The organism is Enterobacter sp. K510 (assembly GCF_055804875.1).
This window is the reverse complement of record NZ_JBNRLQ010000002.1, coordinates 73578-100557: the sequence shown is the minus strand read 5'-3', so window position 1 is coordinate 100557 and position 26980 is coordinate 73578. Positions and strand designations below refer to the sequence as shown.

The 26980-nt window shown below is 55.6% G+C and carries 25 protein-coding genes; 11 read left to right on the top strand and 14 right to left on the bottom strand.

Annotated features, from left to right (window positions below; genetic code table 11):
* Window positions 1–54: 54 nt before the first annotated feature.
* The gene (gene bglX, locus ACQUTD_RS02980) at window positions 55–2352 is read right to left on the bottom strand and encodes a beta-glucosidase BglX (RefSeq protein ID WP_321987770.1); all 2298 of its coding nucleotides are present in this window, start codon (window positions 2350–2352) and stop codon (window positions 55–57) included.
* 183 nt (window positions 2353–2535) lie between these two features.
* Here bglX and dld point away from each other — a divergent pair, with 183 nt between their 5' ends.
* On the top strand, window positions 2536–4242 hold the full coding sequence (gene dld, locus ACQUTD_RS02975; protein ID WP_473273655.1) for a D-lactate dehydrogenase: 1707 nt from the start codon (window positions 2536–2538) through the stop codon (window positions 4240–4242).
* Between the two features lie 151 nt (window positions 4243–4393).
* The gene (locus ACQUTD_RS02970; protein ID WP_072569111.1) at window positions 4394–4948 is read left to right on the top strand and encodes a GNAT family N-acetyltransferase; all 555 of its coding nucleotides are present in this window, start codon (window positions 4394–4396) and stop codon (window positions 4946–4948) included.
* Here the strand turns inward: ACQUTD_RS02970 and pbpG are convergent, their stop codons facing one another.
* Together pbpG and ACQUTD_RS02960 are read right to left on the bottom strand one after the other, a co-directional pair.
* Window positions 4949–5899, bottom strand: coding sequence for a D-alanyl-D-alanine endopeptidase (pbpG, locus tag ACQUTD_RS02965; RefSeq protein WP_473273651.1), 951 nt, complete (start codon window positions 5897–5899; stop codon window positions 4949–4951).
* 173 nt (window positions 5900–6072) lie between these two features.
* The gene (locus tag ACQUTD_RS02960; protein WP_072569113.1) at window positions 6073–6660 is read right to left on the bottom strand and encodes a Yip1 family protein; all 588 of its coding nucleotides are present in this window, start codon (window positions 6658–6660) and stop codon (window positions 6073–6075) included.
* A gap of 176 nt (window positions 6661–6836) precedes the next feature.
* On the opposite strand from ACQUTD_RS02960, the gene ACQUTD_RS02955 reads away from it, so the two are divergent.
* A complete protein-coding gene (locus tag ACQUTD_RS02955; protein WP_473273648.1) occupies window positions 6837–7406 on the top strand; it encodes a VTT domain-containing protein in 570 nt (189 codons plus the stop codon).
* Between the two features lie 27 nt (window positions 7407–7433).
* Here ACQUTD_RS02955 and ACQUTD_RS02950 read toward each other — a convergent pair whose 3' ends face one another.
* Window positions 7434–8204 carry an SDR family oxidoreductase gene (locus ACQUTD_RS02950; protein ID WP_072569115.1) on the bottom strand — a complete coding sequence of 257 codons (771 nt, stop codon included), beginning with the start codon at window positions 8202–8204 and terminating at the stop codon, window positions 7434–7436.
* Window positions 8205–8373: 169 nt separating this feature from the next.
* Between ACQUTD_RS02950 and yohP the strand changes: the two genes are divergently transcribed.
* A complete protein-coding gene (gene yohP, locus ACQUTD_RS02945; RefSeq protein WP_071785213.1) occupies window positions 8374–8457 on the top strand; it encodes a small membrane protein YohP in 84 nt (27 codons plus the stop codon).
* 29 nt (window positions 8458–8486) lie between these two features.
* Here the strand turns inward: yohP and dusC are convergent, their stop codons facing one another.
* Window positions 8487–9425, bottom strand: a complete 939-nt coding sequence (gene dusC, locus ACQUTD_RS02940) for a tRNA dihydrouridine(16) synthase DusC (RefSeq protein ID WP_318362870.1) — start codon at window positions 9423–9425, stop codon at window positions 8487–8489.
* Window positions 9426–9642: 217 nt separating this feature from the next.
* Between dusC and ACQUTD_RS02935 the strand changes: the two genes are divergently transcribed.
* The 4 genes from ACQUTD_RS02935 to sanA all read left to right on the top strand — a co-directional run bounded on the left by ACQUTD_RS02935 (window position 9643) and on the right by sanA (window position 12596).
* Window positions 9643–10041, top strand: a complete 399-nt coding sequence (locus ACQUTD_RS02935; RefSeq protein WP_072569117.1) for a CidA/LrgA family protein — start codon at window positions 9643–9645, stop codon at window positions 10039–10041.
* A complete protein-coding gene (locus tag ACQUTD_RS02930; RefSeq protein WP_072569118.1) occupies window positions 10038–10733 on the top strand; it encodes a CidB/LrgB family autolysis modulator in 696 nt (231 codons plus the stop codon). The genes ACQUTD_RS02935 and ACQUTD_RS02930 overlap by 4 nt, the downstream gene beginning before the upstream one ends.
* Before the next feature lie 129 nt (window positions 10734–10862).
* Window positions 10863–11747: a cytidine deaminase gene (gene cdd, locus ACQUTD_RS02925; protein ID WP_473273644.1), complete on the top strand. Its 885-nt coding sequence runs from the start codon at window positions 10863–10865 to the stop codon at window positions 11745–11747.
* A 126-nt stretch (window positions 11748–11873) separates the two neighbouring features.
* Window positions 11874–12596 (top strand): outer membrane permeability protein SanA, encoded by a 723-nt coding sequence (sanA, locus tag ACQUTD_RS02920; RefSeq protein WP_072569120.1) that lies wholly within the window; start codon window positions 11874–11876, stop codon window positions 12594–12596.
* Here the strand turns inward: sanA and ACQUTD_RS02915 are convergent.
* Window positions 12593–13819 (bottom strand): EAL domain-containing protein, encoded by a 1227-nt coding sequence (locus tag ACQUTD_RS02915; RefSeq protein WP_473273641.1) that lies wholly within the window; start codon window positions 13817–13819, stop codon window positions 12593–12595. The two genes, sanA and ACQUTD_RS02915, sit on opposite strands and share 4 nt — an antisense overlap.
* A gap of 244 nt (window positions 13820–14063) precedes the next feature.
* Between ACQUTD_RS02915 and ACQUTD_RS02910 the strand changes: the two genes are divergently transcribed.
* Window positions 14064–14585, top strand: coding sequence for a hypothetical protein (locus ACQUTD_RS02910; protein WP_473273639.1), 522 nt, complete (start codon window positions 14064–14066; stop codon window positions 14583–14585).
* A gap of 9 nt (window positions 14586–14594) precedes the next feature.
* Complete coding sequence (locus ACQUTD_RS02905) at window positions 14595–15047, top strand: DUF421 domain-containing protein (RefSeq protein WP_318362867.1); 453 nt, start codon at window positions 14595–14597, stop codon at window positions 15045–15047.
* A 420-nt stretch (window positions 15048–15467) separates the two neighbouring features.
* On the opposite strand, the gene mglC is transcribed toward ACQUTD_RS02905, so the two are convergent.
* The 7 genes from mglC to ACQUTD_RS02870 all read right to left on the bottom strand — a co-directional run bounded on the left by mglC (window position 15468) and on the right by ACQUTD_RS02870 (window position 23643).
* On the bottom strand, window positions 15468–16478 hold the full coding sequence (gene mglC, locus ACQUTD_RS02900) for a galactose/methyl galactoside ABC transporter permease MglC (RefSeq protein ID WP_072569125.1): 1011 nt from the start codon (window positions 16476–16478) through the stop codon (window positions 15468–15470).
* 15 nt (window positions 16479–16493) lie between these two features.
* Window positions 16494–18014, bottom strand: a complete 1521-nt coding sequence (mglA, locus tag ACQUTD_RS02895; protein WP_072569126.1) for a galactose/methyl galactoside ABC transporter ATP-binding protein MglA — start codon at window positions 18012–18014, stop codon at window positions 16494–16496.
* Between the two features lie 70 nt (window positions 18015–18084).
* Entirely contained in the window at window positions 18085–19083 is a 999-nt protein-coding gene (gene mglB, locus ACQUTD_RS02890; RefSeq protein WP_072569127.1) for a galactose/glucose ABC transporter substrate-binding protein MglB, read from the bottom strand.
* Between the two features lie 284 nt (window positions 19084–19367).
* A complete protein-coding gene (galS, locus tag ACQUTD_RS02885) occupies window positions 19368–20393 on the bottom strand; it encodes an HTH-type transcriptional regulator GalS (protein ID WP_072569128.1) in 1026 nt (341 codons plus the stop codon).
* Window positions 20394–20547: 154 nt separating this feature from the next.
* Window positions 20548–21705, bottom strand: a complete 1158-nt coding sequence (gene yeiB, locus ACQUTD_RS02880; protein WP_473273636.1) for a DUF418 domain-containing protein YeiB — start codon at window positions 21703–21705, stop codon at window positions 20548–20550.
* 14 nt (window positions 21706–21719) lie between these two features.
* A complete protein-coding gene (folE, locus tag ACQUTD_RS02875) occupies window positions 21720–22388 on the bottom strand; it encodes a GTP cyclohydrolase I FolE (protein ID WP_072569131.1) in 669 nt (222 codons plus the stop codon).
* 118 nt (window positions 22389–22506) lie between these two features.
* Window positions 22507–23643: a YbfB/YjiJ family MFS transporter gene (locus tag ACQUTD_RS02870; RefSeq protein WP_318362864.1), complete on the bottom strand. Its 1137-nt coding sequence runs from the start codon at window positions 23641–23643 to the stop codon at window positions 22507–22509.
* A 140-nt stretch (window positions 23644–23783) separates the two neighbouring features.
* Here ACQUTD_RS02870 and fghA point away from each other — a divergent pair, with 140 nt between their 5' ends.
* Complete coding sequence (fghA, locus tag ACQUTD_RS02865; RefSeq protein WP_473273633.1) at window positions 23784–24620, top strand: S-formylglutathione hydrolase; 837 nt, start codon at window positions 23784–23786, stop codon at window positions 24618–24620.
* A 128-nt stretch (window positions 24621–24748) separates the two neighbouring features.
* Here fghA and cirA read toward each other — a convergent pair whose 3' ends face one another.
* The gene (gene cirA / locus ACQUTD_RS02860; protein ID WP_473273630.1) at window positions 24749–26710 is read right to left on the bottom strand and encodes a catecholate siderophore receptor CirA; all 1962 of its coding nucleotides are present in this window, start codon (window positions 26708–26710) and stop codon (window positions 24749–24751) included.
* Window positions 26711–26980: the final 270 nt, after the last annotated feature.

Here is a 26980-nt window from a genome sequence, read left to right as displayed (position 1 = left end):
GAAAAGCAAAAAAAACGCCACTGGACGGTGGCGTTGGGGATTACGGAAAAAGGATCACAGCAGTTCGAACTCGCCCTGCTTCACGCGGGCGGAATCGGTGCCGATAAAGACGTTAAATTTTCCCGGTTCCGCATCGTATTTCATCTGCTGGTTCCAGAACTTCAGCGCATCAATATCGATTGGGAAGCTGACGGTCTGGGTTTCACCCGGTTTCAGGGTGATTTTCTCAAAGCCTTTCAGCTGTTTCACCGGACGGCTCATCGAGGCGGTCACGTCCTGCAGATACATTTGCAGTACCGTTGCGCCTTCGCGTTTGCCGGTATTAGTCACCTCAACGCTTGCCGTCACCGTGCCGTCACGCTTCATGGTTGGCGCAGACAGTTTCACATCAGACACGCTGAACGTGGTGTAGCTCAGGCCATAGCCAAACGGATACAGCGGGCCGTTTGCTTCGTCGAAGTAGCGCGAGGTGTACTTGTTCGGCTTATCGGCGTTATACGGACGACCGGTGTTCAGGTGGCTGTAGTACACCGGGATTTGCCCGACAGAGCGCGGGAAGGACATCGGCAGCTTGCCGGACGGGTTGTAATCGCCAAACAGCACATCGGCAATGGCGTTACCGCCTTCGGTGCCGGCAAACCAGGTTTCAAGGATCGCATCCGCCTGCTGATCTTCTTTCACCAGCGCCAGCGGACGACCGTTCATCAGCACCAGCACCAGCGGTTTACCGGTGGCTTTTAGCGCCGCGATCAGATTGCGCTGGCTTTGCGGCAGGGTGAGATCGGTACGGCTGGAGGCTTCATGGGCCATACCCTGGGCTTCGCCGACCACGGCCACCACCACGTCAGACTGATTCGCCGCTTTTACCGCTTCGTCGATCATCGCCTGCGGGGTGCGTTCATCCACCTGCACCGCCGGTTCGTACTGGTTTAAGAAGGTGACAATGTCTTTGTCATCGGTGATGTTCGCGCCTTTCGCGACTATCACTTTGCCCTGATCGCCAATGGCATTTTTGATGCCGGTCAGCACAGTCACGGACTGATCCGCCACCCCTGCCGCCGACCAGCTGCCCATCACGTCACGCTTGCTGTCAGCCAGCGGGCCCACCACCGCGATGGTGGCGTTCTTTTTCAGCGGCAGCGTATCAAGACGGTTTTTCAGCAGCACCAGGCTTTCGCGCGCCACTTCACGGGCTTCTTTACGATGCAGACGGCTTTCGGCGTTGGTGTCCTGCGGATCGGTCTCTTTCGCGCCCAGGTGGCTGTACGGATCGTTAAACAGCCCCATATCATATTTCACGTTCAGCACGTGACGGGTGGCGTCATCCAGCTCAGCCATGGTCACTTTGCCGTTTTTGATCAGATCCGGCAGGTATTTGCTGTAATACTCATCGGCCATGCTCATATCGACGCCGGATTTCAGCGCCACGCGCACGGCGTCTGCCGGATCGGCAGCGGTGCCGTGTTTAATCAGCTCTTTGATCGCGCCGTGGTCAGAAATGGTGATGCCTTTAAAGCCCCACTCCTTGCGCAGCAGATCTTTTAACAGCCAGGGATCGGAGGCCGCAGGGGTGCCGTTAAGGGAGTTCAGGGCGATCATCACCCCGCCGCTGCCCGCGTCCAGCGCCGCTTTGTACGGCGGCATGTAGTCGTTGAACAGACGCTGCGAGCTCATGTCGACGCTGTTGTACTCTTTACCGCCTTCCACCGCGCCGTAAGCGGCGAAGTGTTTCACGCTGGTCATTACCGAATAGCGATCCGCCGGGCTTTTACCCTGCATGGATTCCACCATGGTTTTACCCATGCTGGCGGTCAGGTAAGTATCTTCCCCGAAGCCTTCGGAACCCCGTCCCCAGCGCGGATCGCGGGAGACGTCGACCATCGGCGCCCAGGTCATGTTCAGGCCATCGTCAGCGGCTTCATAAGCGGAAATGCGGCCGACGGTTTTCACCGCCTCAAGGTTAAAGGAGGACGCGAGACCGAGGCTAATCGGGAAGACGGTGCGCTGACCGTGCACCACGTCGTAGGCAAAGAACAGCGGGATTTTCAGGCGGCTGAGCTGCATCGCCTGATCCTGCATGGCGCGAATGTCCTGGCGGGTAACGGTGTTAAAAATCGCCCCGACCTGACTTGCTTTGATCATCTCGCGGATGGCTTCTTTCGGGTTATCCGGCCCGACGCTGATAAGACGTAACTGACCGATTTTTTCATCGGTGGTCATTTTGCCGAGTAATTCGGTGACAAAGGCATCACGCGCTTCCGGCGTAAGGGGATGATTGCCGGTCGTTTCTTCCGCCAGCGCGGGTTGCAGCGCCAGACTCACAGCGACACCTACAGAACATAGCCATTTCATGTCGTATATCTCTCGTAATTACAGCCGTATCAGCGGCAGAGCGTGCGAAAAACGCAGTGTGCCATAATCGTAGTAGCTGTTGCAGGGTTATTCTCTTATTTTTCTGACGATTACTTCCGCGTGATGCATTTTCCCGCGCTATGCTTTAAAGCGTCAATTTTGCCCCGCCACAAGGAGTGGATCATGTCTGGTCATCATCCTGATAATAACGCTGCTTTTTTGCAGGAACTTACCCGCCTCGTGGGCCACGCCCATCTGCTGACTGAACCGGCCAAAACCGCGCGCTACCGTAAAGGCTTCCGCTCGGGCCAGGGCGATGCGCTGGCCGTCGTCTTCCCCGGCTCGCTGCTGGAACTGTGGCATGTGCTGAGCGCCTGTGTGCGCGCCGATAAAATTATTCTTATGCAGGCGGCAAACACCGGTCTTACCGCAGGATCAACGCCGGACGGCAATGATTACGACCGCGAGATCGTCATCATCAGCACCCTGCGTCTCGATAAGCTGCACCTGCTGGAAAAAGGCGAGCAGGTGCTGGCCTATCCGGGCACCACCCTTTATTCGCTGGAAAAAGCGCTCAAACCGCTGGGACGCGAACCCCACTCGGTGATTGGATCCTCATGCATAGGCGCGTCGGTCATTGGCGGCATCTGTAACAACTCCGGCGGCTCGCTGGTACAGCGCGGTCCGGCCTACACCGAAATGTCGCTGTTTGCGCGTATTAATGAAGACGGCCAGTTACAGCTGGTGAACCATCTGGGCATTGATCTCGGCAGCACGCCGGAGCAGATCCTCAGCAAGCTGGATGATGATCGCATTAACGACGCCGATGTGCGTCACGATGGCCGGCACGCCCACGATCACGACTACATTACCCGAGTGCGGGACATTAACGCCGACACCCCGGCGCGCTATAACGCCGATCCGGATCGCCTGTTTGAATCCTCCGGCTGCGCGGGCAAGCTCGCGGTCTTTGCCGTGCGTCTGGACACCTTCCCGGCGGAAAAACGCCAGCAGGTATTTTACATCGGCACCAATCAGCCGGAGGTGCTGACGGAGATCCGCCGTCATATTCTGGCGAACTTCACCCATCTGCCGGTGGCGGGTGAGTATATGCATCGCGATATTTACGACATCGCCGCGCGCTACGGGAAAGACACTTTCCTGATGATCGACAAGCTCGGCACCGACAAAATGCCGATGTTCTTCACCCTGAAAGGCCGCACGGATGCGATGCTGGAAAAAGTGCCGCTGGTGAAACCGCACTTTACCGACCGGGCGATGCAGAAGCTGGGCAATCTGTTCCCGAACCATCTGCCGCCGCGCATGAAAACCTGGCGGGATAAGTACGAACATCATCTGCTGCTGAAAATGTCCGGCGAGGGCATTGCGGAAGCACAGAGCTGGCTGAAGTCCTACTTCGCTGATGCAGAGGGCGATTTCTTCGCCTGTACCACCGAAGAAGGCAATAAAGCCTTCCTGCACCGCTTTGCGGCGGCGGGGGCGGCAATCCGTTATCAGGCAGTGCATGCGGAGGAAGTGGAAGATATTCTGGCGCTGGATATTGCCCTGCGGCGCAACGACGAGCAGTGGTTTGAAACGCTGCCGCCTGAAATCGACAGCCAGTTAGTTCACAAGCTCTATTACGGGCATTTCATGTGCTACGTCTTCCATCAGGATTACATCGTGAAAAAAGGCGTCGATGCCCATGCGCTGAAAGAGCAGATGCTGGCGCTGTTGCATGCGCGCGGGGCGCAGTATCCGGCGGAACATAATGTCGGTCACCTGTACGAAGCGGCAGAAAGTTTAAAACAATTTTATCGCAGCAATGACCCGACAAACAGCATGAACCCCGGCATCGGCAAGACTTCAAAGCTAAAAAACTGGGCGTAATGCAAACCGAAAGCGTAACCGCATAGCGCAAGCCCGGCGCTATGCATTGCACTGTGATGTATGGGGTATTCCGTGTTCCTTTTTCGTACTAGAGTAGCGCTATGTCGCCATAGAAACGTTTCTATGGCATGCCATTCAGGAGCCTATGCCCATGTCTGTTATTGATGTTTTAACGGGAATTGAAGTGGAGGTTCGCGATGCACGGCCTGACGATGCCCATGCCGTAGCCGCGATCTACGCCTGGCATGTGCTCCACGGGCGTGCCTCTTTTGAAGAAGTCCCGCCCACCGTCGATGAGATGCGCGAACGCATCGAGGCGGTGACCGCCGACGGGCTGCCCTGGCTGCTGGCGCTCTATCGCGGCATTGTGGTCGGCTACTGCTACGCCAGACCTTATCGTCCGCGCCACGCCTACCGTTTCACTATTGAAGAATCCATTTATGTGGACGCCAGCATGACCGGTCACGGCATTGGCGGCGCGCTGATGGATGCGCTGATCGCGCGCTGCGAAGAAGGCCCGTGGCGGCAGATGATCGCCATTGTCGGCGACGGCCATAATAATGCCGGTTCCCTGCGCCTGCATGAAAAACACGGCTTTACCGTGGCAGGCCAGCTGCGCAGCGTCGGCTATAAGAAAGGTGACTGGCGGGATACGTTGATTATGCAGCGCCCGCTCAACGACGGTGACTGGACGCTGCCGGAATAATTAATCGTTCTGCGCGGTTTGCTCGCCTGCGGTACTGCCGCCGCCGCTGACCATTTGCGCCGCTTTCTGGCGCTTATAGGCCAGCGCCGCCGCCGGTACAGGCTGCGCTTTACCGGTTTCGATCCAGGTGCGCAGACGGCTGGCATCCGCAAAGTGGGTGTATTTGCCGAAGGCATCCATCACCACCAGCGCCACGGATTTGCCGTTAATCACCGTACGCATCACCAGGCAATGACCCGCCGCATTGGTGAAGCCGGTTTTGGTCAGCTGAATATTCCAGTTATCGCGGTATACCAGATGGTTGGTATTACGGAACGGCAGCGTGTAGGCCGGGCTGCTGAAGGTCGCCATCTCTTCCCGCGTGGTGCTTAACTGACCGAGCAGCGGATACTGTTTGGTTGCCACCAGCAAGCGCGTCAGATCCCGCGCCGTAGAGACGTTATGGATCGACAGCCCCGTCGGCTCCACAAAGCGCGTGTTACGCATTCCCAGGGCTTTGGCTTTGGCATTCATGGCGCGGATAAAGGCGTCATAGCCCCCCGGATAATGGTGCGCCAGGCTCGCCGCCGCGCGGTTCTCCGAAGACATCAGCGCCAGCAGCAGCATATTCTTACGGCTGATTTCACTGTTTAAGCGCACGCGGGAATAGATACCTTTCATCTCCGGCGTATGGCTGATATCCACTTTCAATTTTTCATCCAGCGGCAGGCTGGCGTCCAGCACCACCATCGCCGTCATCAGCTTGGTAATGGACGCGATCGGACGCACCAGATCGGGGTGACTGGAATAGATCACCTCATTGGTTTTCAGATCGACAATCATCGCGCTGCCGGAGGCAATTTCGGGCTGGGCAGAAGTCGCGACTGCGGAGGTTTTCGCCAGCGCCTGTGGCATGACAGGCACGCTCAGTAATAACGCAAGGCTTAATAAGGAAACACGGAATTTCAGCATGGTGAGGCTTCTGATAATTATTCACGCACGTAATAACGCGCACCGCTAATGTCGGCAATTAAAAAATAACAAAAGCTGGCTAAGGCATGATAGCCGCCCGTTCGGGTTGTCGCCACAGAAGAATCGTTGCATAAGGTTGCATTGCTGGCATTCACGCCAGCAATGCAATTAGCTCAGAACAGCCGGTAACCGTAGCCCCAGAGGATCACCGTCAGCGCCAGCAGCACTTCCAGCACCAGCACGCCGATGGCGAGGGTCGAACCGGAAAAGTTTAGGCTTTCTTCACGATTGATATTGAGGAAGGTGGGAATGCCGACATAAAGCAGATAACCGGTCCACAACAGCGCCGCGGTGCCCACCAGCGCGCACAGCCAGACCAGCGGATAAAGCGCGACGATACCGCTTAAAAACAGCGGCGTGGCGACATAACCGGCAAACACCATACAGCGCGCCAGCGACGGACGCTGCGGTATGTTACGCGCCATCCAGTAAATCACCCGGCCCATCACCGCCACCCCTGCCAGCATCAGGGCGTAAAACAGAACGCCCAGATAAAAGCCGGTGAACAGCGAGAGTTGCATGACGTTGCCATCGCCAAAGTCCCAGCCGATCTGCGTGGTGCCGATAAAGGCGCAGATCACCGGAATGGCGGCCATCAGTAAAACGTGGTGCGTATAGTGGTGCGAAACCGTTTCGTTTTCGCGTTTAATTACCTGCATTTCACGATCGGGATGGGAAAAGAGTCCCCAGACATGGTTCATAACGCCCCCTTGCAGTCAGCCCGAGCTTCGACCCTGTAAGTATAATGCAGATATTGGTTATTTTTTGAGCGAAACGATAAGTCTGATAAATAACCAGACGCCCGTTGTTGCGATCCGGTTCGCGTTTGAGGGTGTATGCTTTAAAAAATGGATGTAAACAATGAGTTGAATTTGTCGTGGATATAAACGGTCTGATAGCCCAGTACGGCTATGCGGCGCTGGTGATCGGCAGCGTGGCGGAAGGTGAAACCATTACCCTGCTCGGCGGCGTGGCGGCCCATCAGGGTTTGCTTCGTTTCTGGCTGGTGGTGGCGGCGGTGGCGCTCGGCGGTATGATTGGCGACCAGCTGTTGTACCTGCTCGGGCGGCGTTACGGCGAGCGCATTCTGCGGCGCTTTTCCCGTCACCAGAAGAAAATCACCCGCGCGCAGAAACTGATCCAGCGGCGGCCTTATCTCTTTGTGATCGGCACGCGCTTTATGTACGGTTTTCGCATTATCGGCCCGCTACTGATTGGCGCGAGCCGCCTGCCGCCAAAAGTCTTTCTGCCGCTGAATATTCTGGGGGCCATTGTCTGGGCGCTGATTTTCACCACCCTGGGCTATGTGGGCGGCGAGGTGATAGGTCCCTGGCTGCACCATCTGGATCAGCATCTGAAGCATGGGGTGTGGATCGTTCTGGCGCTGGCGATTGCCCTGGCGCTGCGTTACTGGTTTACCCGCCGTCGCGGTAAAGACGACGAATAAGCCGGGCTGCTGCCCGGCCTGTAAAGCTTATTTTGCGTTGAACTGCGGGTTCGCCAGCATAAAGCCGCCATCGACGATAAATGACTGGCCGGTGGTGTAGCTCGACTCTTCCGAGCACAGCCAGCCCACCAGGCTTGCGATCTCCTGGGTTTTACCAGGGCGGGTCAGGGGGACAATCGGCAGCGAGCCGTCTTTGGCGTCTTCGTCGTCCATATCGTTCATTGGCGTGGCGATAGCGCCAGGGGCGACGGCATTAACCAGAATACGGTGATCCACCAGCTCCAGCGCCATGGATTTGGTCAGCCCGCCCAGCGCATGTTTGGCGGCGGTGTAGGCGCTGGCTTCCGGCAGCGGGGTGTGTTCATGCACCGAGGTGATATTTACGATGCGTCCACCCTGCCCCTGCTCCGCCATTTTGCGCGCGGCGATTTGCGAGCACAGAAACGCGCCATCGACATCAACGGTAAACACCTTACGCCAGTCGTCAAACGCCACTTCAAGGAAGGGCGCTTTACTCATCGCCCCGGCGTTATTCACCAGCGCATCAATACGACCGAAACGTTCGATCAGCGTGTTGATGGCCTCTGCACCTTCCGGCAGGTTTCCCAGATCAAGGTGCACATGTTCTGCGCGTCGCCCCAGCGCCTCCACTTCCTTAGCGGTGGCTTTGGCGCCTTCCTCATCGGAATGCCAGGTGATACCAATATCGAAGCCCTGCTTAGCCAGCACCAGCGCGCACTGTTTGCCGATACCTGAATCTGACGCCGTAACGATGGCGACTTTATTCGTCGAAACCATGTAGAACTCCTCCGGGAAATGAGCCTTTAGCGGCAAAGAGGTAAGTATAGGTAATTCACGAGGGTTAACAGGCTGATGCAGAAACGATCTTCGCGATCGACCAGGCAAAGCTGCCAATGTGTGCCTAAACTTATTCGTGCAGGCATATGACTCTTAAAAGGAAAGGACGATGAAAATTTTACTATGGGCGGTTTTGATTATTTTTCTGATTGGGCTGTTGGTGGTGACCGGCGTGTTTAAAATGATTTTCTGAAAATTGCCCCCGTTACGGGGGCAAGTCATTTATAAAGCTACCGAATCTATCGCCGCCGCAATGGCGGCCGAATGTTTCAGGATGCGCACCTGTTCAAAGAGCGCGGTGGCTTCAGCATATTCTTTGCGTAAATACCCTAACCACTGCTTGATACGCGCCACGTGATACAGCCCGGTGTCGCCCTGCTTTTCAAGCTGGCTGTAGCGCTGCAACAGTTGCACCACTTCCGGCCACGGCATGCGCGGCGCGTTGTATTTCACCACCCGGCTTAAGTTCGGCACATTGAGCGCCCCGCGGCCAATCATCACCGCATCGCAGCCCGTTGCCGCCATGCAATCCTGCGCGCTTTGCCAGTCCCAGATCTCACCGTTGGCCACCACCGGAATGGTCAGGCGTTTGCGGATCTCGCCAATCGCCGCCCAGTTGATGCGCTCGGCTTTGTAGCCGTCTTCTTTGGTACGGCCATGCACCACCAGCTCGCTGGCCCCTGCCTGCTGCACGGCATCGGCGATTTCAAACTGTTTATCGCCGGAATCCCAGCCGAGACGGATTTTTACCGTCACCGGCAGATGCGCAGGCACCGCTTCGCGCATCGCTTTTGCGCCCCGGTAAATGAGGTCGGGATCTTTCAGTAAGGTGGCCCCGCCGCCGCTGCCGTTGACCAGTCGCGATGGGCAGCCGCAGTTGAGATCGACGCCCCAGGAGCCCAGCTCGACGGCGCGGGCGGCGTTTTCAGCCAGCCATTGCGGATATTGTCCCAGTAACTGCACGCGCACCGGCGTGCCGCTGGGGGTACGGCTTTGATGCTGTAATTCCGGGCAGATTTTATAGAAGGATTTTACCGGCAGCAGCTGATCGACCACGCGCAAAAATTCGGTGATGCAGTGGTCGTAATCGTTCACGCTGGTCAGCAGCTCACGCACCAGCGAATCAAGCACGCCTTCCATCGGAGCCAGTAATACACGCATAACAGTACCCAATAATTAAGAGGCGCGTATGGTAGCGTCTCTGTGGCAGGGAGGAAAGAGGCCAGCCGCCGGAGGGCGGGCGGTTTTACGCCTAATCTTGTGTGAATGCATAACGTTAATCTCAGGATTCTTTGTTATGCTCGGCTGCATGTTGTGATCGGTAGCACATTTCAGATTTTAATTGTATGATGAATGCATCTCGTCAAGGGTAGTCACCATGAATAAATCACTCATTGTTGTCTGGCAATATCTGCGTGCGTTTGTCCTGATTTATGCCTGTCTGTACGCGGGTATCTTTATCGCCTCACTGCTGCCGATCACCATTCCGGGCAGCATTATTGGTATGCTGATCATGTTCCTGCTGCTGGCGCTGCAAATTCTGCCGGCAAAATGGGTGAACCCCGGCTGCTATGTGCTGATCCGTTATATGGCGCTGCTGTTCGTGCCTATTGGCGTCGGCGTGATGCAATATTATGACGTGCTGATCGCCCAGTTCGGGCCGGTAGTGGTCTCCTGCGCCGTCAGTACGCTGGTGGTATTTCTGGTGGTCAGCTGGAGCTCGCACATTGTGCACGGCGAACGCAAAATCGTCGGTGAAAAGGAGCAGAAACAATGATGGCTTCGATCTGGTGGTCTTTGCCGCTGACGCTGGCGGTCTTCTTCGCGGCGCGCAAGCTGGCGACCCGTTTTCGTATCCCGTTACTGAACCCGCTGCTGGTTTCCATGGTGGTGATCATCCCTTTTCTGCTGCTGACCGGCATTCCTTATGAGCGCTACTTTCAGGGCAGTAAAATTCTCAACGATCTGCTGCAACCGGCGGTGGTGGCGCTGGCCTATCCCTTATACGAACAGCTGCATCAGATCCGCGCCCGCTGGAAATCCATCATCACCATCTGTTTTGTCGGCAGCCTGGTGGCGATGATCACCGGCACGTCTATCGCGCTGCTGATGGGGGCAACGCCGGAAATCGCCGCCTCCATCCTGCCCAAATCCGTGACCACGCCTATTGCCATGGCGGTAGGCGGCAGCCTCGGCGGTATTCCCGCCATCAGCGCCATGTGCGTGATTTTTGTTGGTATTCTGGGCGCGGTGTTCGGCCATACCCTGCTTAATGTGATGCGTATTCGCACCAAAGCATCGCGCGGCCTGGCGATGGGTACCGCCTCGCACGCGCTGGGCACTGCCCGCTGCGCGGAGCTGGATTATCAGGAGGGCGCGTTCAGTTCGCTGGCGCTGGTGATCTGCGGCATTATCACCTCGCTGCTGGCCCCCTTTGTCTTCCCGCTGATCCTCGCGGTGATGGGCTAAAATTTGCGATGCGTCGCGCATTTTTCATTTGAATTTCATAAGTTGCATATACAGTGTGATATGAATCACATATAAAGGCCTGACCGGCCCGTAAACTACGCTCCCATTACACTGTTATGAGGCAATGCCATGCATTCACGTTTTCACGCTGCTTTCGCAAGTCTCGCGGCGGATCTGCAATCCGCGCTGGCGCCGGTTCTGGCGGATGAGCACTTCCCTGCCCTGCTGACCGCGGAGCAGGTCGCCATGCTTAAAAACGCAACGCGACTGGACGAAGACGCACTGGCTTTCGCGCTGTTACCCCTCGCTGCGGCCTGCGCACGCACGCCGGTGTCGCATTTTAACGTCGGCGCTATTGCCCGCGGCGTCAGCGGCACCTGGTATTTTGGCGGCAATATGGAATTTATCGGCGCGACCATGCACCAAACGGTACATGCCGAGCAGAGCGCCATCAGCCATGCCTGGCTGCGCGGCGAAAAATCCCTCGCGTCCGTCACCGTTAACTACACCCCTTGCGGCCACTGCCGTCAGTTTATGAACGAACTGAACAGCGGCCTGTCGCTGCGTATTAACCTGCCGGGGCGCGATCCCCATACGCTGGCGGATTACCTGCCGGATGCCTTCGGGCCGAAGGATCTGGAGATTAAAACGCTGCTGATGGACGAAGAAGATCACGGTTTCGCCGTTACCGGCGATGCGCTGGCGCAGGCGGCCATTACTGCGGCGAACCAGAGTCATGCGCCTTACAGTCAGGCTCCGGCCGGGCTGGCGCTGGAGTGTCGCGACGGCACGGTATTCTCCGGCCGTTACGCCGAAAACGCCGCCTTTAACCCGTCGCTGCCGCCGTTGCAGGGCGCGCTGAACCTGCTCAGCCTGAATGGTTATGATTACCCGGACATTCAGCGCGCGGTGCTGGCCGAAAAAGCCGATGCGACCCTGACCCAGTGGGACGCCACCGCGGCCACGCTGAAAGCCCTTGGCTGCCAGAATATCGATCGCGTACTGCTGGCCTGATCCCCTTTACTGCGGGCGTTCGCGTCCGCAGTGATGAAAATCCCCGCAATCGAACCGCCGTTTCTTGCGCAAAACCGGCGCGTAAAGTAGCCTGAGTGAAATTTCTTCCTTTACTGAGCTATCTGCATGTTGAAGCGTTTGTTTTACAGCCTGTTAGTCCTCATCGGCTTGCTGCTGTTTACTGCGCTTGGACTGGACCGCTGGATCAGCTGGAAAACTGCGCCTTATATCTACGACGATTTGCAGGATTTGCCCTACCGCCAGGTGGGGGTGGTGCTCGGCACCGCCAAATATTACCGCACCGGCGTCATCAATCAGTATTACCGTTACCGCATTCAGGGGGCGCTCAACGCCTATAACAGCGGCAAGGTGAATTACCTGTTGCTGAGCGGCGATAACGCCCAGCAGAGCTACAACGAGCCGGTGACCATGCGTAAGGATTTGATTGCCGGTGGCGTCGATCCGCAGGATATCGTGCTGGATTACGCGGGCTTCCGTACGCTGGATTCCATTGTGCGCACGCGTAAAGTCTTCGATACCAATGACTTTATTATTATCACCCAGCGTTTTCACTGCGAGCGGGCGCTGTTTATCGCCCTGCATATGGGGATCCAGGCGCAGTGTTATGCCGTGCCGTCGCCGAAAGATATGCTGACCGTGCGCATCCGTGAATTTGGCGCGCGGCTCGGCGCGCTGGCGGATCTGTATGTCTTCAAACGCGAGCCGCGTTTCCTGGGGCCGCTGGTGCCTATTCCGAACGTCAGTGAAACTACTGACGACGCGCAGGGCTATCCGGCGGTGACGCCGGAGCAGCTCAGCGAGCAGCTGAGCAAGCCTAAAGGCCGTTAAGCCGAGATATTATCGGCCCACTCAATCGACTGCTGCATCGCCCCGATAACCGTCGCCTGATCCAGCTTAAAGCTGTCGAGCAGCGCTCCGGCGCTCTCCCAGTCCTGTTCCTCGTAAAGACGGGCCAGCGTCAGGAATTGCCAGATCACCCCTTCGTGCTTCGTTAACGCGTTCATGACGTTCTCCGGCAGCAGAATTTGCCGGAACAGATCTTCCATGGAAATGCCGAGAATGGTGTCGAGCAGCGAGAACAGGCCGCAGAAAAAGGCATCGCCCGAAAGCCGGGCGTTGCCGGTTTCTTTCGCCATCAGTTCACAGAACATGCCGCGCACCAGGCTCATATGATAGAGCTGGTCAGTTTTCACATCCGCCATATTGGTCAGGCAGGAAATGGAGACAAAGCGCCGCACTTCGTTAATGCCTAAATAAAGTAGCGTATCTCTGAGAGTGGCGTTTTTACCCAGTACAATGCCGCGGTTTTTAAACAGCACATTTTTGGTGTAACGCATCAGGGTATAGGAGAGGGTCAAATCACGCTTGAGGTAATTCTCAACTTTAAACATATCAGGATTAGGGGTGTTCACTTCCTGAATAAGCTGAAGCTGTAATACCTTACCGGGTGCCAGGCGCTTGTTTTTGATAATTTCCGGCTTACTGTAGAAATAACCCTGATATAAGTGAAAACCGAAGGCTTTGTAGCGCTCAAATTCCTCAGCGGTTTCGACTTTTTCCGCCAGCAATTTTACCTTACTGAGGTGTTTCTTATGCTGATTGATGTACTGGGTAATTTCTTCAAAGGAGTAAGCGCGGATGTCGAACTTCACAATGCTGATGTACGGCATAAAGCGTTGCCAGCCGTTCTCCAGCGTAAAGTCATCCAGGGCAATCTTGAAGCCCCAGCCAAACAGACGACGTACCGCGTCAAAGAGCTCATCGGTGGGTTTTGCCGTTTCGAGGATTTCGATCACCACTTTGTCATGAGGCAGCGTATCCGCAAAGCCCTGGACGATCATCTCCGGCGGGAAATTGATAAAACAGTTATTATTGCCGACCAGCTTGGGTAGTGAGGTCGAGAGAAACAGATCGGAGATGATCTGTCTGGTGGCGTATTCCGGCGAGACATCCGGAAACCGATTCGTCATGCCGTCGCGAAAGAGCAACTCATAGGCGACCGTCGACATGTTCTTGTCAAATACCGGTTGCCGGGCGATGAATGAATACATGAGGTTGCCTCCATGGCGTATACGCATTGACGGAAATGACTGTCGCGATCCGCCCTCTTAAAACCTGTTTTATCTTATACCATGATTTGGCAATTTATTCCCGGCACGCACGGTGACCAGCTTTAATAGTAATAGCATAGTCTGGCAGCTTTAAACGCGCCTCGTTAAACATCTCACCTATACTGATGGCAGGATTTACAAAACATGACGAATTAGTACGTTTTCCATTTTGCATGGAGAGGCTATGAAAATCAGGTCATCATCTTCCACACCCCCTTCCCCTTCACAACCCGTATCGGAAAATGCGTTCTGGCTGAATTTTGAAGCTAACGCCCGACGCTACGGCTTTTTTCTGCTGTTGTTAATCGTCATCGCGGCGCTGTGCGGCGCGTTTTCTAAAGGCTGGCTCAGCCACCAGCAACGTACCACGGCGGATGGCGGCCTGACGCTGGAGTATGAGCGCTTTAACAGGCTGATGAGCGATACGGAAATGAAAATTGTCGTCCATGCAGACACCGGTAAAGAGGTCACTGTGGTGCTGGGAGGGGATTTTATGGAAACCTTCCAGATTACCACTCTCCAGCCGCAGCCCGATCGTATGCAGGCGCAGAACAACCGGCTGGTGCTGAGCTGGTCACGTGACGCACTTCCGGCAGACCATGCCATCTGGCTGGGCGTGCAGCCTTTACAGTGGGGCAAAAGCCAAAGCACGGTGGCAGTGGATCAGGGGCCCTCTCTTCCCTTCTGGCAATTTATTTACCCGTAGGAGCTTGTCATGGATATGGTTTTAAGAGCGATTGCTATCTATCTGATCCTGGTGGTGGTGTTCAAGATCGCCGGACGGCGGGCGCTGCTGCAAATGACCTCCTTTGATTTGATTTTACTGCTCATCATCAGCGAAGCGACTCAGCAGGCGCTGCTCGGTAATGACTTTTCCGTGACTGGGGCGGCGCTGACCATCATTACGCTGGTGGTGGTGGACATTCTGTTTGGCTTACTGAAAAAATATCTGCCGTCCGTGGAAGCCGCCATTGACGGTACGCCGGTGATCCTCGTCGAAAACGGGCGTCTGCTGGAAGCGAAAATGAAGAAAGCAGATATTTCCTGTGCTGATATTATGGTGTCCGCCCGCAATAACCACGGCATTGATAAGTTGTCAGATATTAAATTCGCTATTCTTGAACAAAACGGGCACATCTCGATTATTCCGCTGTCAGAGTCTTCATAAAGGCCGACAGGCACATCTTAAGGTTACCTTAAGCTGATAAGCACTATACTTACTGAGGCTTTAACATATTTTTTACACTGAGCCAGCAAGAAGGGGCCTCACCATTGACAGAATAGCCAAAATCGCACTGCGTCGCCGGGGCATTGGCGTAAGAGAAAAAATTGTTCGCTATCGCGGTCAGTCGGTCTTATTCCGGCTGAACGGCGAGGCGTATGATGTGTATACCAACGAAGAAAAGATCGCTTCTCTTGAAACCAATAATATTAACGAAGCCATCCAGCTATATAAAATTTTAGAAGCGAAACATTAAGTTGCCGGGTGGCGCTGCGCTTACCCGGCCTACATCGTTCAATTGCAGCCCCGGCAAACAGAGCCATAAAAAAACCCACGCTAACGTGGGTTTTTTGTTTATGCCGTTACTTATTTTTTGCGCGCGTACTTCAGGGAGTCCAGCGCCACGGCGAAGATGATGATGCCGCCTTTAATAATGTACTGCCAGTACGGGTTCACGCCGATATAGGTCAGGCCGTAGTTGATGACGGTAAAGATGATCACACCAGTCACCACGCCAAACACCGTACCCACGCCGCCGCTGAAGGAGACGCCGCCCACCACGCAAGCTGCGATGGCGTCCAGTTCATACATAAAGCCAAGGTTGTTGGTTGCAGAGCCGATACGCCCCGCTTCCAGCATCCCGCCGAAGGCGTAGAACACGCCGGACAGGGCATAGATCATCAGCAGGTTCAGCGCCACGTTCACGCCGGAAACTTTTGCCGCTTCCGGGTTGCCGCCGATAGCAAAAATGTTTTTGCCGAAGCGGGTTTTGTTCCACAGCACCCAGACGAAGGCTACGGCGATCAGGGCGTAGAAGGTGATGTAGGACAGACGGAAGGTGCCGAGCGCCACAAAGCCCTGGGTAAAGGTCGAGAAGCCGCTGTCAAAGCCGGAAATCGGCGACGCGCCCACGAAGTCGTAGTACAGGGAGTTGATGCCGTACACGATGATCATGGTGCCGAGGGTGGTGATAAACGGCGTCACGTTCAGGTACGCAATGATGATGCCGTTGATAAGGCCGATGATCGCGCCAATCACGCAGACGATAGCCACGACGGCAATAATCGGCATGGTCGCCATTTCCGGGAACACTTTGTTGGCGTTCTCCATCGATTGCAACAGCGTCGCCGCGACCACCGCCGCCAGACCGACCTGACGACCAGCCGACAGGTCAGTACCCTGGGTGACGATCAGCCCTGCCACGCCCAGCGCGATGATAATACGCACTGAAGACTGGGTAAGAATGTTACTTAAGTTCAGCAGGCTTAAGAAGGTTGGATCCTGGAAAATAATAATGGCCAGTAACACTAAAAGAACGACGTAAATACCGCCCTCTTTCAGATAAGTGAGAAAGCTTTTTTTATTTAACGCACTCATGAGGAGCCCCTGATCTTAAAGGTGCAAAGACGCAAGACGCAAAATTTCGTTTTGCGTTGTCGTTTTAGTGTCAACAATTCCGGAAACGAGGCCATTGCTCATTACCAGAATACGGTCAGTGATCCCTAACAATTCCGGCATTTCAGACGAAATGATAATGATCCCTTTGCCTTTCTTAGCCAGCTCTGCAATCAACTGGTAAATTTCGAATTTCGCACCCACGTCGATACCGCGCGTCGGTTCATCGAGCATCAGGATTTCCGGCTGGGTCAGCAACCAGCGGCCAATAATGACTTTCTGCTGGTTACCACCGGAGAGGGAACCAATCTGCGTGCGATGACCCGGCGTTTTAACACGCATGGCGTCAATTACCCACTGGGTATCGCTCTTCATGCGGGAGTTATCCAGCAGACCGACTTTGTTTTTGTAGTTCTGAATATTGGAAATAAGTGAGTTAAATCCAATGTCCAGATAGGCGTAAATGCCCGTTGAGCGGCGCTCTTCCGTCACCAGCGCAAAGCCGTTATTAATGGCTTCGTTAGCGGTGTGGTTATTAATCGGCTTATCGTGCAGCTTAATGGTACCGGATGATTTTTCGCGGATACCAAACAGGGTTTCCACAATATCGGTACGCTTCGCCCCCACCAGCCCGGCAATACCGAGGATTTCGCCTTTACGCAGATCGAAAGAGACATCGCGAATGGAAGGCTGGCGCAGTGAGGTCAGGTTGCGCACTTCCAGAATGGTTTCGCCGGGGACGTTTTGTTTGTCCGGGAAACGCTGGTTCAGCGAGCGGCCTACCATCATGGCGATGATCTTGTCCATATCCAGCCCTTCCAGCGGCTGGGTGGCAATCCACTGTCCGTCGCGCAGAATGGTGATTTCATCACACAGCTGGAAGATCTCTTCCATTTTGTGCGAGATATAGACGATGCCGCAGCCGCGATCTTTCAGCTTGCGGATAATTTTGAACAGATGATTAACTTCTTTTTCCGTAAGCGATGAGGTCGGTTCATCCATGATGACGATTTTGGCGTCATAGGAGAACGCTTTAGCGATCTCAATCATCTGCATTTGCGAAACAGATAAGGTACCGACGCGCGCTTTCGGGTCAATATCAATATCCAGTTCGTCGAAAATATCTTTGGTGTCTTTATACATTTTGTCCTGATCGACAAACACGCCTTTGGTGGGATAACGTCCCAGCCACATGTTGTCCATTACAGAACGCTGTAATACCAGGTTTAATTCCTGGTGAACCATAGAGATACCGTTTTCCAGTGCTTCTTTAGTAGAATGGAAATCGATCTCTTTCCCCTGAAAAAGAATGCTGCCGGAATCTTTTTGATAGATCCCAAAAAGGCATTTTAATAATGTGGATTTGCCCGCCCCGTTCTCACCCATTAATGCATGGATGGAATGTGGACGAACTTTTAAATTCACATTATCGAGCGCCTTAACGCCAGGAAACGACTTGTTGATACCGCTCATTTCCAACAAGAATTCGCCTGACGACTGAGTAGTATTGCTGACCATATTTATACCTTGTTGGCCTGGCACATCGCGTTATAAAAGGGCGCAAATTAATGCGCCCAGTGGAACGTTCTTATTTGTTGCTGAACTGAGAGAGGTTTTCTTTATCAACACCAACGTAAGGAATACGGACAACTTTATTGTCGAGTTTCCAGTTGGTGCCGGCAGTGGCTTCTTTACCGTCGGCCAGGTTTTTCGCCAGATCGAAGGTGGCTTTCGCCTGGTTGTTGGCATCGTTCAGAACGGTACCGGCCAGCGCGCCAGATTTAACCAGTGCCAGCGCTTCTGGCAGGGCATCCACGCCAAATACCGGCACGGCTGATTTGTTGTGGGCTTTCAGCGCTTCTACCGCGCCCATTGCCATCGCATCGTTGTTGGCGATAACCACTTCGATTTTGTTAGCGTTCGGGCCAGAGAGCCACGCGTCCATTTTGTCTTTCGCCATTGCGGTATCCCACATGGCGGTATCCATTTGCAGCTGCTGGGTTTTGATGCCCTTGTCATTCAGCTCTTTGATAACGTAAGTGGTACGTGCTTCAGCATCCGGGTGGCCCGGCTCGCCTTTCAGCAGCACGAACTGGATCTGGCCGTCTTTGTTCAGATCCCAGCCCTGGTTAGCCGCCCAGTGTTTGGCAATCAGATCGCCCTGGATAATACCGGACTCTTTAGAGTCAGTACCGACGTAATAAGCTTTGTCGTAGCTGTCCAGCGCTTTACGTGAAGGTTCTTTGTTGTAGAAAACGATAGGAACGTTTTGACCACGTGCTTTTTCGATAACCGTGCCCGCCGCTGCCGGGTCAACCAGGTTAATAGCCAGGGCTTTCACGCCTTTTGCCAGCAGAACGTCGATCTGGTCGTTCTGTTTGGACTGGTCGTTCTGCGAGTCGTTCATCAGCAGTTCAACGCCCTGCGCTTCTTTAGCATCTTTCTCAATTGCTTTACGTACAACAGACATGAAGTTGTCGTCGTATTTATAAATGGTCACACCAATACGGGTATCCGCAGCATTTGCAGCCGCGCCAAAAAGCATGCTTGCCATAACAGCAGACAGAGTCAAAACCTTCTTATTCATGGTATCTCCGGGTTTATGCAGGGTAGTTCTTGTGAATAATGATCGGCAGGACAGCAGGTTGGTGAAACGTTACTGTCGCCGAAGGTCACTTAAAATTATTTTCTTCCGTGTTCGGTAACGCTCCAGAATTCGAACGGTTCGTCGTTTTGGGGCCACGGTACGACGAATTAGCTTCATTACCGTTACATGATGTTTCAGCCCCTGGAACGCTGACATCATAGACATGGCGATGTTAAGATACTGTGAATTTACTCACAGATTGAAAACGGTTACATACAACATCGTTATAAGTTAGTGATCGGCGACACAGTTTGCCGCACCGCCACGGAATGACGGCGTACCAGCGTGGGCATAAAGCAATGAGAATCAGCAGGATCCAGCATTCCCGCCGCGCCCTGCAGGGCCAGCTCCGTCGCCAGTTTCGCCATAGAGGCTATCGGATAACGCACCGTGGTAAGCTGCGGATCGGTGTAGCGGGCAATGGGAATATCATCGAAGCCAATGAGTGATAAATGCTGCGGCACCGCAATACCGTTATCTTTCAGCGCCGTTAGCGCGCCGGCGGCCATACTGTCGTTATAGGCAAAGACAGCAGTCAGTTGCAGGTTGCGGCCCAGCAGTTCCACCATCGCCGCTTCCCCGCCCTGCATGTCCGGCTCGCCGGTACCGATCCAGTTCTCCGGGGCCACAATCCCCTGCTCTGCCAGCGCCCGCTGCCAGCCTTCACGACGTAAGTCGTTGTCTTCAATCTGATGTCTGGACGCCAGATAGCCGATGCGCTGATGGCCCTGGCTCAGCATCATGCGCGTGGCCATCATCGCCCCGCTGACGTTATCCAGCGCCACGCAGCGATGGGCATAGCCCGGCACCACGCGGTTGATTAATACCATACCGGGGATCTGCTCCATAAAACCGGCCAGCTCTTCATCACTTAAGGCTTTTGAGTGCACAATCAAAGCGTTACAGCGTTGACGTATCAGCACCTCAATGGCATGACGCTCTTTTTCCGCTTCATGATAACTGTTGCCAATCAGCACATATTTTTGATGCTGCTGGGCGACCATATCTACCGCTTTGACCAGCGCGCCGAAGAAGGCATCGGAGACATCCATCACCACCACGCCAATGGTATCGCTGACCTGCGTCGCCAGCGCCTGGGCGTTGGCATTCGGGCGATAGCCCAGCTGCGCCACGGCTTTCATGACGGTTTCACGCGTATCAGGGCTGACCAGCGCGCTGTTATTCAGCACACGGGAAACCGTCGCGACGGAAACGGCCGCAAGGCGGGCCACGTCACGAATGGTGATCATAGATATTTTCCTTTCTCAGGTTGCAACAGCTCACAGACACCCCCTGTGTTAAGCAAGGGGGTATTCTGTCAGGCAGAGCGGACAACCAGCGTGAAGGACATCACACAGATGGAAACGGTTACATCCGTTTTGTTAATGATTGTGATCCAGATCGTTATCTGGATGTATGGGACAATGAAACGCCTGACGCCCGCGCGGTAAGCTGACGCCATAGCCATTCCACCGGTCCCTGACGGAAGCGGCGCAGCCACCAGACCGAGAGCAACAGATTAACGGCCCATATGAATGGCACAAAGGCCAGCAGTTGCAGACGGTCAAATTTCATAAACAGACCCAGCTGATAAAACAGCGTGGTGCAGATGAGGGTTTGCAGCAGATAGTTAGTGAGCGCCATGCGGCCGACGCAGGCCACCGCATGCACCAGCTTCAGGCGGCTTAACTGCGGCCAGTAGCCATAGGCCAGCGCGGCATAACCCAGAGTTTGCAGCGGCGCGCTCAGTTCGCGCGGTACCTGCAGAAAGAAGGCGCACCAGCGATAATCCCAGCCGAGCTGCCACTGGACGAGGGTTGACGGAAGGTTGATCAACAGGCCGACCGCAATCAATACCACGGCGGTGCGGCGATAATGACGCAGGCTGAACTGCCCTTTTAACCAGCCGCTGCGCATCAGCGCCGCGCCCACCAGCATCAGCCCCGCCAGCTGCCAGCCATACTGCGCGCCGATGGCGAGCAGCGTGTCGGACAGCATATCCGCCCGGTTGCCGATAGCTTCCAGACCGCCGGTGGTTTTCCACCAGGCTTCATATTGCAGGTTAGCCGCATCGGGGATCCAGGCGCGGTTCGGCTCATTGCCGGCGATAAATCCCAGCAGCAACAGCACCGCAATACCGATGAGATAGAGCGCCACGCCGGTGTTAAACAGCGTTTTCAGGGATGACGCATCGCGTATCATGCGCCAGCACACCAGCCCGACCAGGCCATAGGCGAGCAAAATATCCCCGTCCCAGAACAGCAGCCCGTGGATAAATCCCAGCAGCACCAGCAGCGTTAAGCGACACTGGATCCAGCGCTTGCCCCGCCCCTGCAACAGTTGCAGCCCGGCGCCGAACAGAATGGCAAATAAAGAGAGGAATTTCGCCTGCGCGAAGATGTCGAGCAGCGCCCAGGTCCAGGCGTCCCGCGAGGTGATCTCGCCATACCAGGCCGGATTCAGATAGGCCGCCTTCGGCAGGCCGAAGGCGTTAATATTCAGCAGCAAAATACCCAGAATGGCAACGCCACGAATGAAATCCAGCGTGACATGACGTTCCATGGGATTTGCCTGCCTCAATTATTGTGATGACGCACAGCGCGCAGGAACTCCTGGCGGGTGTTCTGGCTGGATTTGAATAACCCGCCCAGCGAGGTGGTGGTAGTGGCGCTGGTGGCATCGCGAATGCCGCGCGCTTTAACGCAGTAATGCACCGCATCAATAGACACAGCCACATTGTTGGTGCCAAGCAGCGTTTGCAGGGCGATGAGGATCTGCTGGGTTAAGCGCTCCTGCACCTGCGGACGCTGGGCAAAAAACTGCACAATGCGGTTAATTTTGGACAGGCCAATCACCGCATCTTTCGGGATATAGGCCACGGTCGCTTTGCCGTCGATGATCACAAAATGGTGCTCGCAGGTGCTGGTCAGCGTGATGTCACGCACCGTCACCATCTCGTCGACTTTCATTTTGTTTTCAATAACGGTGATCTTCGGGAAATTGGCGTAATCGAGGCCGGAGAAGATCTCATCGACGTACATTTTGGCGATACGCTGCGGGGTTTCCATCAGGCTGTCGTCGCTCAGATCGAGGTTTAGCAGTTGCATGATCTCGGTCATATGCCCGGCAATCAGGCGTTTACGGGTTTCGTTGTCCAGGTCGGCCGGTGCGCGCAGCGGGGTTTCCAGGCCGCGGGCGACAAGGGCTTCGTGAACCAGCGCGGCTTCTTTACTCAGTGATGGCATGTCTTTATTCTCCTGCAGGTGTCGCTACCTTTGCCGCTCAGCAGGCAAAGTGCGCAGTCATTGTGCGTGAGGTCACGCACATAATCCAGTGTATTCACCGCGATAATTAGTGAAATCGTTACGGCCTTTCATGCTGACGTTTCCACACCAGCCCGCCGCCGATAAACAGCGCCGCCCCCGCCAGGCCAAGGGCAGGCTCCAGCTGATGCGTCAGCCAGGTGGAGAGCGCAGAGGTCATCGGGCCGACCAGTTGTCCGATGGCGTAACCGGTGGTCAGCAGCCCGGCCATATAGCGCGCATGGGCCGGAGCCAGTTCACGACCACAGACCAGCGACAGCTGCACCGCGCACAGAAAACCGCCGCCCACCAGCAGCGCCCCGCTCACCAGCCCCGCCATACCCGGCAGCAGCCAGGCGGCAATCACGCCCGCACCCTGTAACCACAGCACCACCGCCAGCCGCTGATGGCTGTGTCCGACATGACGTAAGGCGATGCTGAGCGCAATGCCGATCACCGCCGCCGCGCCGAACACCGGCCAGACAAACTGGGCGAAGACGCTGCCGGGGAAGCGTTGCGCCGCCATCTGCGATAAAAAGGTAGCCGGAAGGATGTAGCCAAAGCCCGCCAGACTGTAGCTCCAGACCAGCCGTTTAATATCGGTGGTGAGCTGCAACGGCTGCGGTTTGTCGCCGCTGCGGTGTAACTGTCCCGGTCGCGGCAGCCAGCGGGCGATGAACGCGATCAATACCAGCGCCAGCACGCCGTACACCTGCCAGCCCGCTGAGGCGGACAGCGCCTTTGACTGGATGCCGATGGCCAGCAGACCGCTCAGGGCGATACCTGCCCCCGGCCCGGCAAACACCGCCGCGTTCAGGCCCGGCTTGCCCGCATGGGCCAGCTGGTCGGTGATCCAGGCTGCGGTCAGCACCATCGCCCAGCCGCTCATCATGCCGATCACCAGCCGCAGCAGACCGTGTGCAATGGCGGTATCCGCCAGCGCGGAAAGAAAAGTCAGCGCCACCGCCCCGAACACACCGGCATACAGACGGCTTTCCACGTGCCGGTGCGCGCGCATGGCATCCCATGCGCCAAGCAGATAACCGAGATAGTTCATGGCGGCCACCAGCCCGGCGCTGGTCAGACTGAGCTGACCGTCACGGATCATCAGCGGAACCTGCGGCGTAAAGGCGAAGCGGCCAATTCCCATTGCCACAATCAGCACCACAAATCCACTGAGCGCAATTCTGAGCGCCATCGTTATCCCGTAAGTTAATGTAAAGTTGTGTTTATGATGCAATATGTTGCAGGGATGCGGAAGTGAAAGTTACTCACAGCAAAGTGAATGCCTGTATGATGATGCCTTCATTCTGAGTATGACGAGTAGAGGAACTTCGCATGGAAATGCTTGAAGAACATCGTTGTTTTGACGGCTGGCAGCAGCGCTGGCGTCATCACTCCGCCGTACTGAACTGTACGATGACGTTCAGCGTGTTTTTACCGCCGGAACGCCGGGAAACGCCGCCGCCGGTGCTCTACTGGCTCTCCGGTCTGACCTGTAATGACGAGAATTTCACCACCAAAGCCGGGGCGCAGCGCGTGGCGGCAGAGCTGGGGATTGTGCTGGTGATGCCGGATACCAGTCCGCGCGGCGAGGATGTTGCCGACAGCGAGAGCTATGATCTGGGCAAAGGCGCAGGTTTTTATCTGAACGCCACGCAGCAGCCGTGGGCGGCGCATTACCGGATGTATGATTATCTGCGTGATGAGCTGCCGGATCTTATCCGTGAGCAGTTCAACGTCAGCGATCGCTGCGCCATCAGCGGACATTCGATGGGCGGTCACGGGGCGCTGATCATGGCGCTGAAAAATCCGGGCCGTTATACCAGCGTGTCGGCCTTTGCGCCTATTGTGAATCCCTGTCAGGTGCCCTGGGGGCAGAAAGCCCTCAGCGCCTATCTTGGGGATAATCCTGCCGACTGGCAGGCGTGGGACAGTTGCGCGCTGATGCTGAACAGCAAGCCGGATGATGCGATCCCGACGCTTATCGATCAGGGCGACAGCGATCAGTTTCTGGCCGATCAGCTACAGCCTGCCCGTCTTGCGGAAGCTGCCCGTCAGACCGGCTGGCCGCTGACCCTGCGCGTGCAGCCAGGCCACGATCACAGCTATTACTTTATTGCGTCCTTTATTGAGGATCATCTGCGCTTCCATGCGCAGCATTTGTTGAAGTGACGTTTTGCCCGGCGGCGCAAGCTTGCCGGGCCTACAAATCTGTCCGTAGGCCGGGTAAGGCGTAGCCGCCACCCGGCAACACGCCAACCCCAGGCCGGGTGAGGCGCTGCCGCCACCCGGCCCCCCCATCAGAACCGGTAATCCACCGCCATAAAGTAACGACGTCCGTCTTCGTTATAGCTGTAGTCGTTGCGGCTGAGATCTTTATCCATCAGGTTCAGCACACCCGCACGCAGCTTGACGTTTTTCGTCGCCTGCCACGCACCGCCGGTATTCCAGATCACATAGCCGCCCGGCGTGGTGCCGGTGGCGCTGATATTGCGTTTTTCGCCGCTGTAATTCCCGGACACATAGAATGACCAGTCCTGCACCGGCTGCCAGTCCAGGGTACCATTAGCCGTATGGAACGGCAGCTCCTGCAACGGCGTATTGCCGCCGTTACTCAGATCGCGCCCGTCGTTATAGGTGTAATTCAGCGTCAGCTTCCACTGATCGTCAAACGGCACTTTCAGCTCGGTTTCCACCCCGCGGATACGCGCCTTGTTAACGTTGTAATAGCGGAAAATCGGTTCACCATCGGCATTCAGACCGACGTAGTTCGGGTAGCCCTGCGCCGCGTTGACGTCGGCCGTACGGCTGATGCTGATACGATCTTCCACGTCATTCTGGAAGGTAGTGATGCTCGCCTGCACGCCTTCCAGCCAGCCCTCTTCCCCGGCGTAATACAGACCGAATTCGTAGCTTTCGCTGGTTTCCGGCTTCAGATCCGGGCTGCCGACGATTTCGCACGCGCCGCGGCAGGAGCCGGTGACCCAGTCCGGGCTGAGCTGTAACAGCGATGGCGCTTTGAAGGCTTTCGCCCAGCCGCCTTTCACCGTCAGCGTGTCGGTAGCGTTGTACACCAGATAAGCACGCGGGCTCCAGTGATCGCCATAGGTCTCGTGATCGTCCATACGCACGCCGGTGGTCAGCGCCAGCGGCTCAAGGAGACGCCATTCATCTTCAACAAAGAGTGCGTACTGACTGGTGGAGGTTTCGCTGCTACTGCTGCCGGTAATGTTGACGGGATCTTTCAGCTTATCGTGCCGCCATTCACCGCCAAAGGTGACGAACTGATTAATCGCCTCCACCGGCAGCACGTATTTGCCGTCGATGGTGTTGCTTTCAGAGGTGATGGTGTGGCTGTTGCCGGGGTTTTTGTTATCGACTTTCTCGCCGTAATATTTCAGCTCGCTGTTACCCAGATCCCAGCGTCCGTTGTGGCTCAGGGAGAAGTTCTGCCGCTCCAGGCGGTTCTGGTCGAGGGAGTCGGAGCTGCGATCCTGGCGGTCAAAACCATAACCGGCAGTGAAATCGTGATTGTCATTCGGCGTCCAGGCGAACTCCACGTTCGCATCGCGGCTGGTAAAGCCTTCAATTCGCGGCGTTTCGCCTGTGGCAGCCGTGTCTGAGGGTTCCGCTTTATCTTTTTCGCGTTTCGCCACGCTGCCGAACGCTTTCATGCCGAGCACGCCGTCAATCAGCGGGCCGCTGGTGAAGAACTGACCGTTCCAGGTATCGCCGCGATCGCGTTTTTCCTGAATAGTGGTGTCGGCGGTGAGGCTACCGGTCCACTGTTGACCAATTTTTTTGGTGATGATGTTGACCACCCCGCCGAGGGCATCTGAACCATACAGCGACGACATCGGTCCGCGTACCACTTCGATGCGCTCAATGGCATCCACCGGGATCCAGTTCAGGTCGAAATCATTGTGACGGAATACGGCGTTGCGGGAATTCACGCGTTTACCGTCGACCAGGATCAGCGTGTAGCTGCTGTCGAGGCCGCGAATGCTGACGCCTTTGCGGTTATCGCCTTCGTTGGTGAGCTGTACGCCGGGTACTTCCTGCAGTACATCTTTGAGGTTCTGTACCGGCCTGCGTTGCAGATCCTGCTGCGTGATCACGCTGATGCTGGCCGGCGCGTCTTTCACATTCTGCTCGGTGGCAGCGGCAGTGACCACCATGGTTTCACTGGCAAAGGCTGGCAGCGCGAGTGAAATTGCGGACGCACAGAGTCCTCCCCGCACGACGGGATTCAGGGTAAACATTCCAAATTCTCCATGAACTAAATACAGCAAATAAAAAAGAAGTTGCTCACAATGCGCAGATTCCCGCCCGCTACGGTGGCGAAGGCGGTGATAATAATGCAGGTGACCCGCCGCGTTACGCCGGGTTTTTATCATTCTGAAAACGAGCGTAACGATAATGCAAACAATAACAATTATCAATTGAATTGTTAAAAGTTATGTCAATATGGGAGATTAAGGAGAAGGGATAGCAAAGAAAAGGCCGGGTGGCGCAAGCCCCACCCGGCCTGA

Excerpts from the sequence above, each read along its gene's own strand:
- bglX (WP_321987770.1), bottom strand. The coding sequence starts at position 2,352 with ATGAAATGGCTATGTTCTGTAGGTGTCGCTGTGAGTCTGGCGCTGCAA.
- dld (WP_473273655.1), top strand. The coding sequence starts at position 2,536 with ATGTCTGGTCATCATCCTGATAATAACGCTGCTTTTTTGCAGGAACTT.
- ACQUTD_RS02970 (WP_072569111.1), top strand. The coding sequence starts at position 4,394 with ATGTCTGTTATTGATGTTTTAACGGGAATTGAAGTGGAGGTTCGCGAT.
- pbpG (WP_473273651.1), bottom strand. The coding sequence starts at position 5,899 with ATGCTGAAATTCCGTGTTTCCTTATTAAGCCTTGCGTTATTACTGAGC.
- ACQUTD_RS02960 (WP_072569113.1), bottom strand. The coding sequence starts at position 6,660 with ATGAACCATGTCTGGGGACTCTTTTCCCATCCCGATCGTGAAATGCAG.
- ACQUTD_RS02950 (WP_072569115.1), bottom strand. The coding sequence starts at position 8,204 with ATGGTTTCGACGAATAAAGTCGCCATCGTTACGGCGTCAGATTCAGGT.
- yohP (WP_071785213.1), top strand. The coding sequence starts at position 8,374 with ATGAAAATTTTACTATGGGCGGTTTTGATTATTTTTCTGATTGGGCTG.
- dusC (WP_318362870.1), bottom strand. The coding sequence starts at position 9,425 with ATGCGTGTATTACTGGCTCCGATGGAAGGCGTGCTTGATTCGCTGGTG.
- ACQUTD_RS02935 (WP_072569117.1), top strand. The coding sequence starts at position 9,643 with ATGAATAAATCACTCATTGTTGTCTGGCAATATCTGCGTGCGTTTGTC.
- ACQUTD_RS02930 (WP_072569118.1), top strand. The coding sequence starts at position 10,038 with ATGATGGCTTCGATCTGGTGGTCTTTGCCGCTGACGCTGGCGGTCTTC.
- cdd (WP_473273644.1), top strand. The coding sequence starts at position 10,863 with ATGCATTCACGTTTTCACGCTGCTTTCGCAAGTCTCGCGGCGGATCTG.
- sanA (WP_072569120.1), top strand. The coding sequence starts at position 11,874 with ATGTTGAAGCGTTTGTTTTACAGCCTGTTAGTCCTCATCGGCTTGCTG.
- ACQUTD_RS02915 (WP_473273641.1), bottom strand. The coding sequence starts at position 13,819 with ATGTATTCATTCATCGCCCGGCAACCGGTATTTGACAAGAACATGTCG.
- ACQUTD_RS02910 (WP_473273639.1), top strand. The coding sequence starts at position 14,064 with ATGAAAATCAGGTCATCATCTTCCACACCCCCTTCCCCTTCACAACCC.
- ACQUTD_RS02905 (WP_318362867.1), top strand. The coding sequence starts at position 14,595 with ATGGATATGGTTTTAAGAGCGATTGCTATCTATCTGATCCTGGTGGTG.
- mglC (WP_072569125.1), bottom strand. The coding sequence starts at position 16,478 with ATGAGTGCGTTAAATAAAAAAAGCTTTCTCACTTATCTGAAAGAGGGC.
- mglA (WP_072569126.1), bottom strand. The coding sequence starts at position 18,014 with ATGGTCAGCAATACTACTCAGTCGTCAGGCGAATTCTTGTTGGAAATG.
- mglB (WP_072569127.1), bottom strand. The coding sequence starts at position 19,083 with ATGAATAAGAAGGTTTTGACTCTGTCTGCTGTTATGGCAAGCATGCTT.
- galS (WP_072569128.1), bottom strand. The coding sequence starts at position 20,393 with ATGATCACCATTCGTGACGTGGCCCGCCTTGCGGCCGTTTCCGTCGCG.
- yeiB (WP_473273636.1), bottom strand. The coding sequence starts at position 21,705 with ATGGAACGTCATGTCACGCTGGATTTCATTCGTGGCGTTGCCATTCTG.
- folE (WP_072569131.1), bottom strand. The coding sequence starts at position 22,388 with ATGCCATCACTGAGTAAAGAAGCCGCGCTGGTTCACGAAGCCCTTGTC.
- ACQUTD_RS02870 (WP_318362864.1), bottom strand. The coding sequence starts at position 23,643 with ATGGCGCTCAGAATTGCGCTCAGTGGATTTGTGGTGCTGATTGTGGCA.
- fghA (WP_473273633.1), top strand. The coding sequence starts at position 23,784 with ATGGAAATGCTTGAAGAACATCGTTGTTTTGACGGCTGGCAGCAGCGC.
- cirA (WP_473273630.1), bottom strand. The coding sequence starts at position 26,710 with ATGTTTACCCTGAATCCCGTCGTGCGGGGAGGACTCTGTGCGTCCGCA.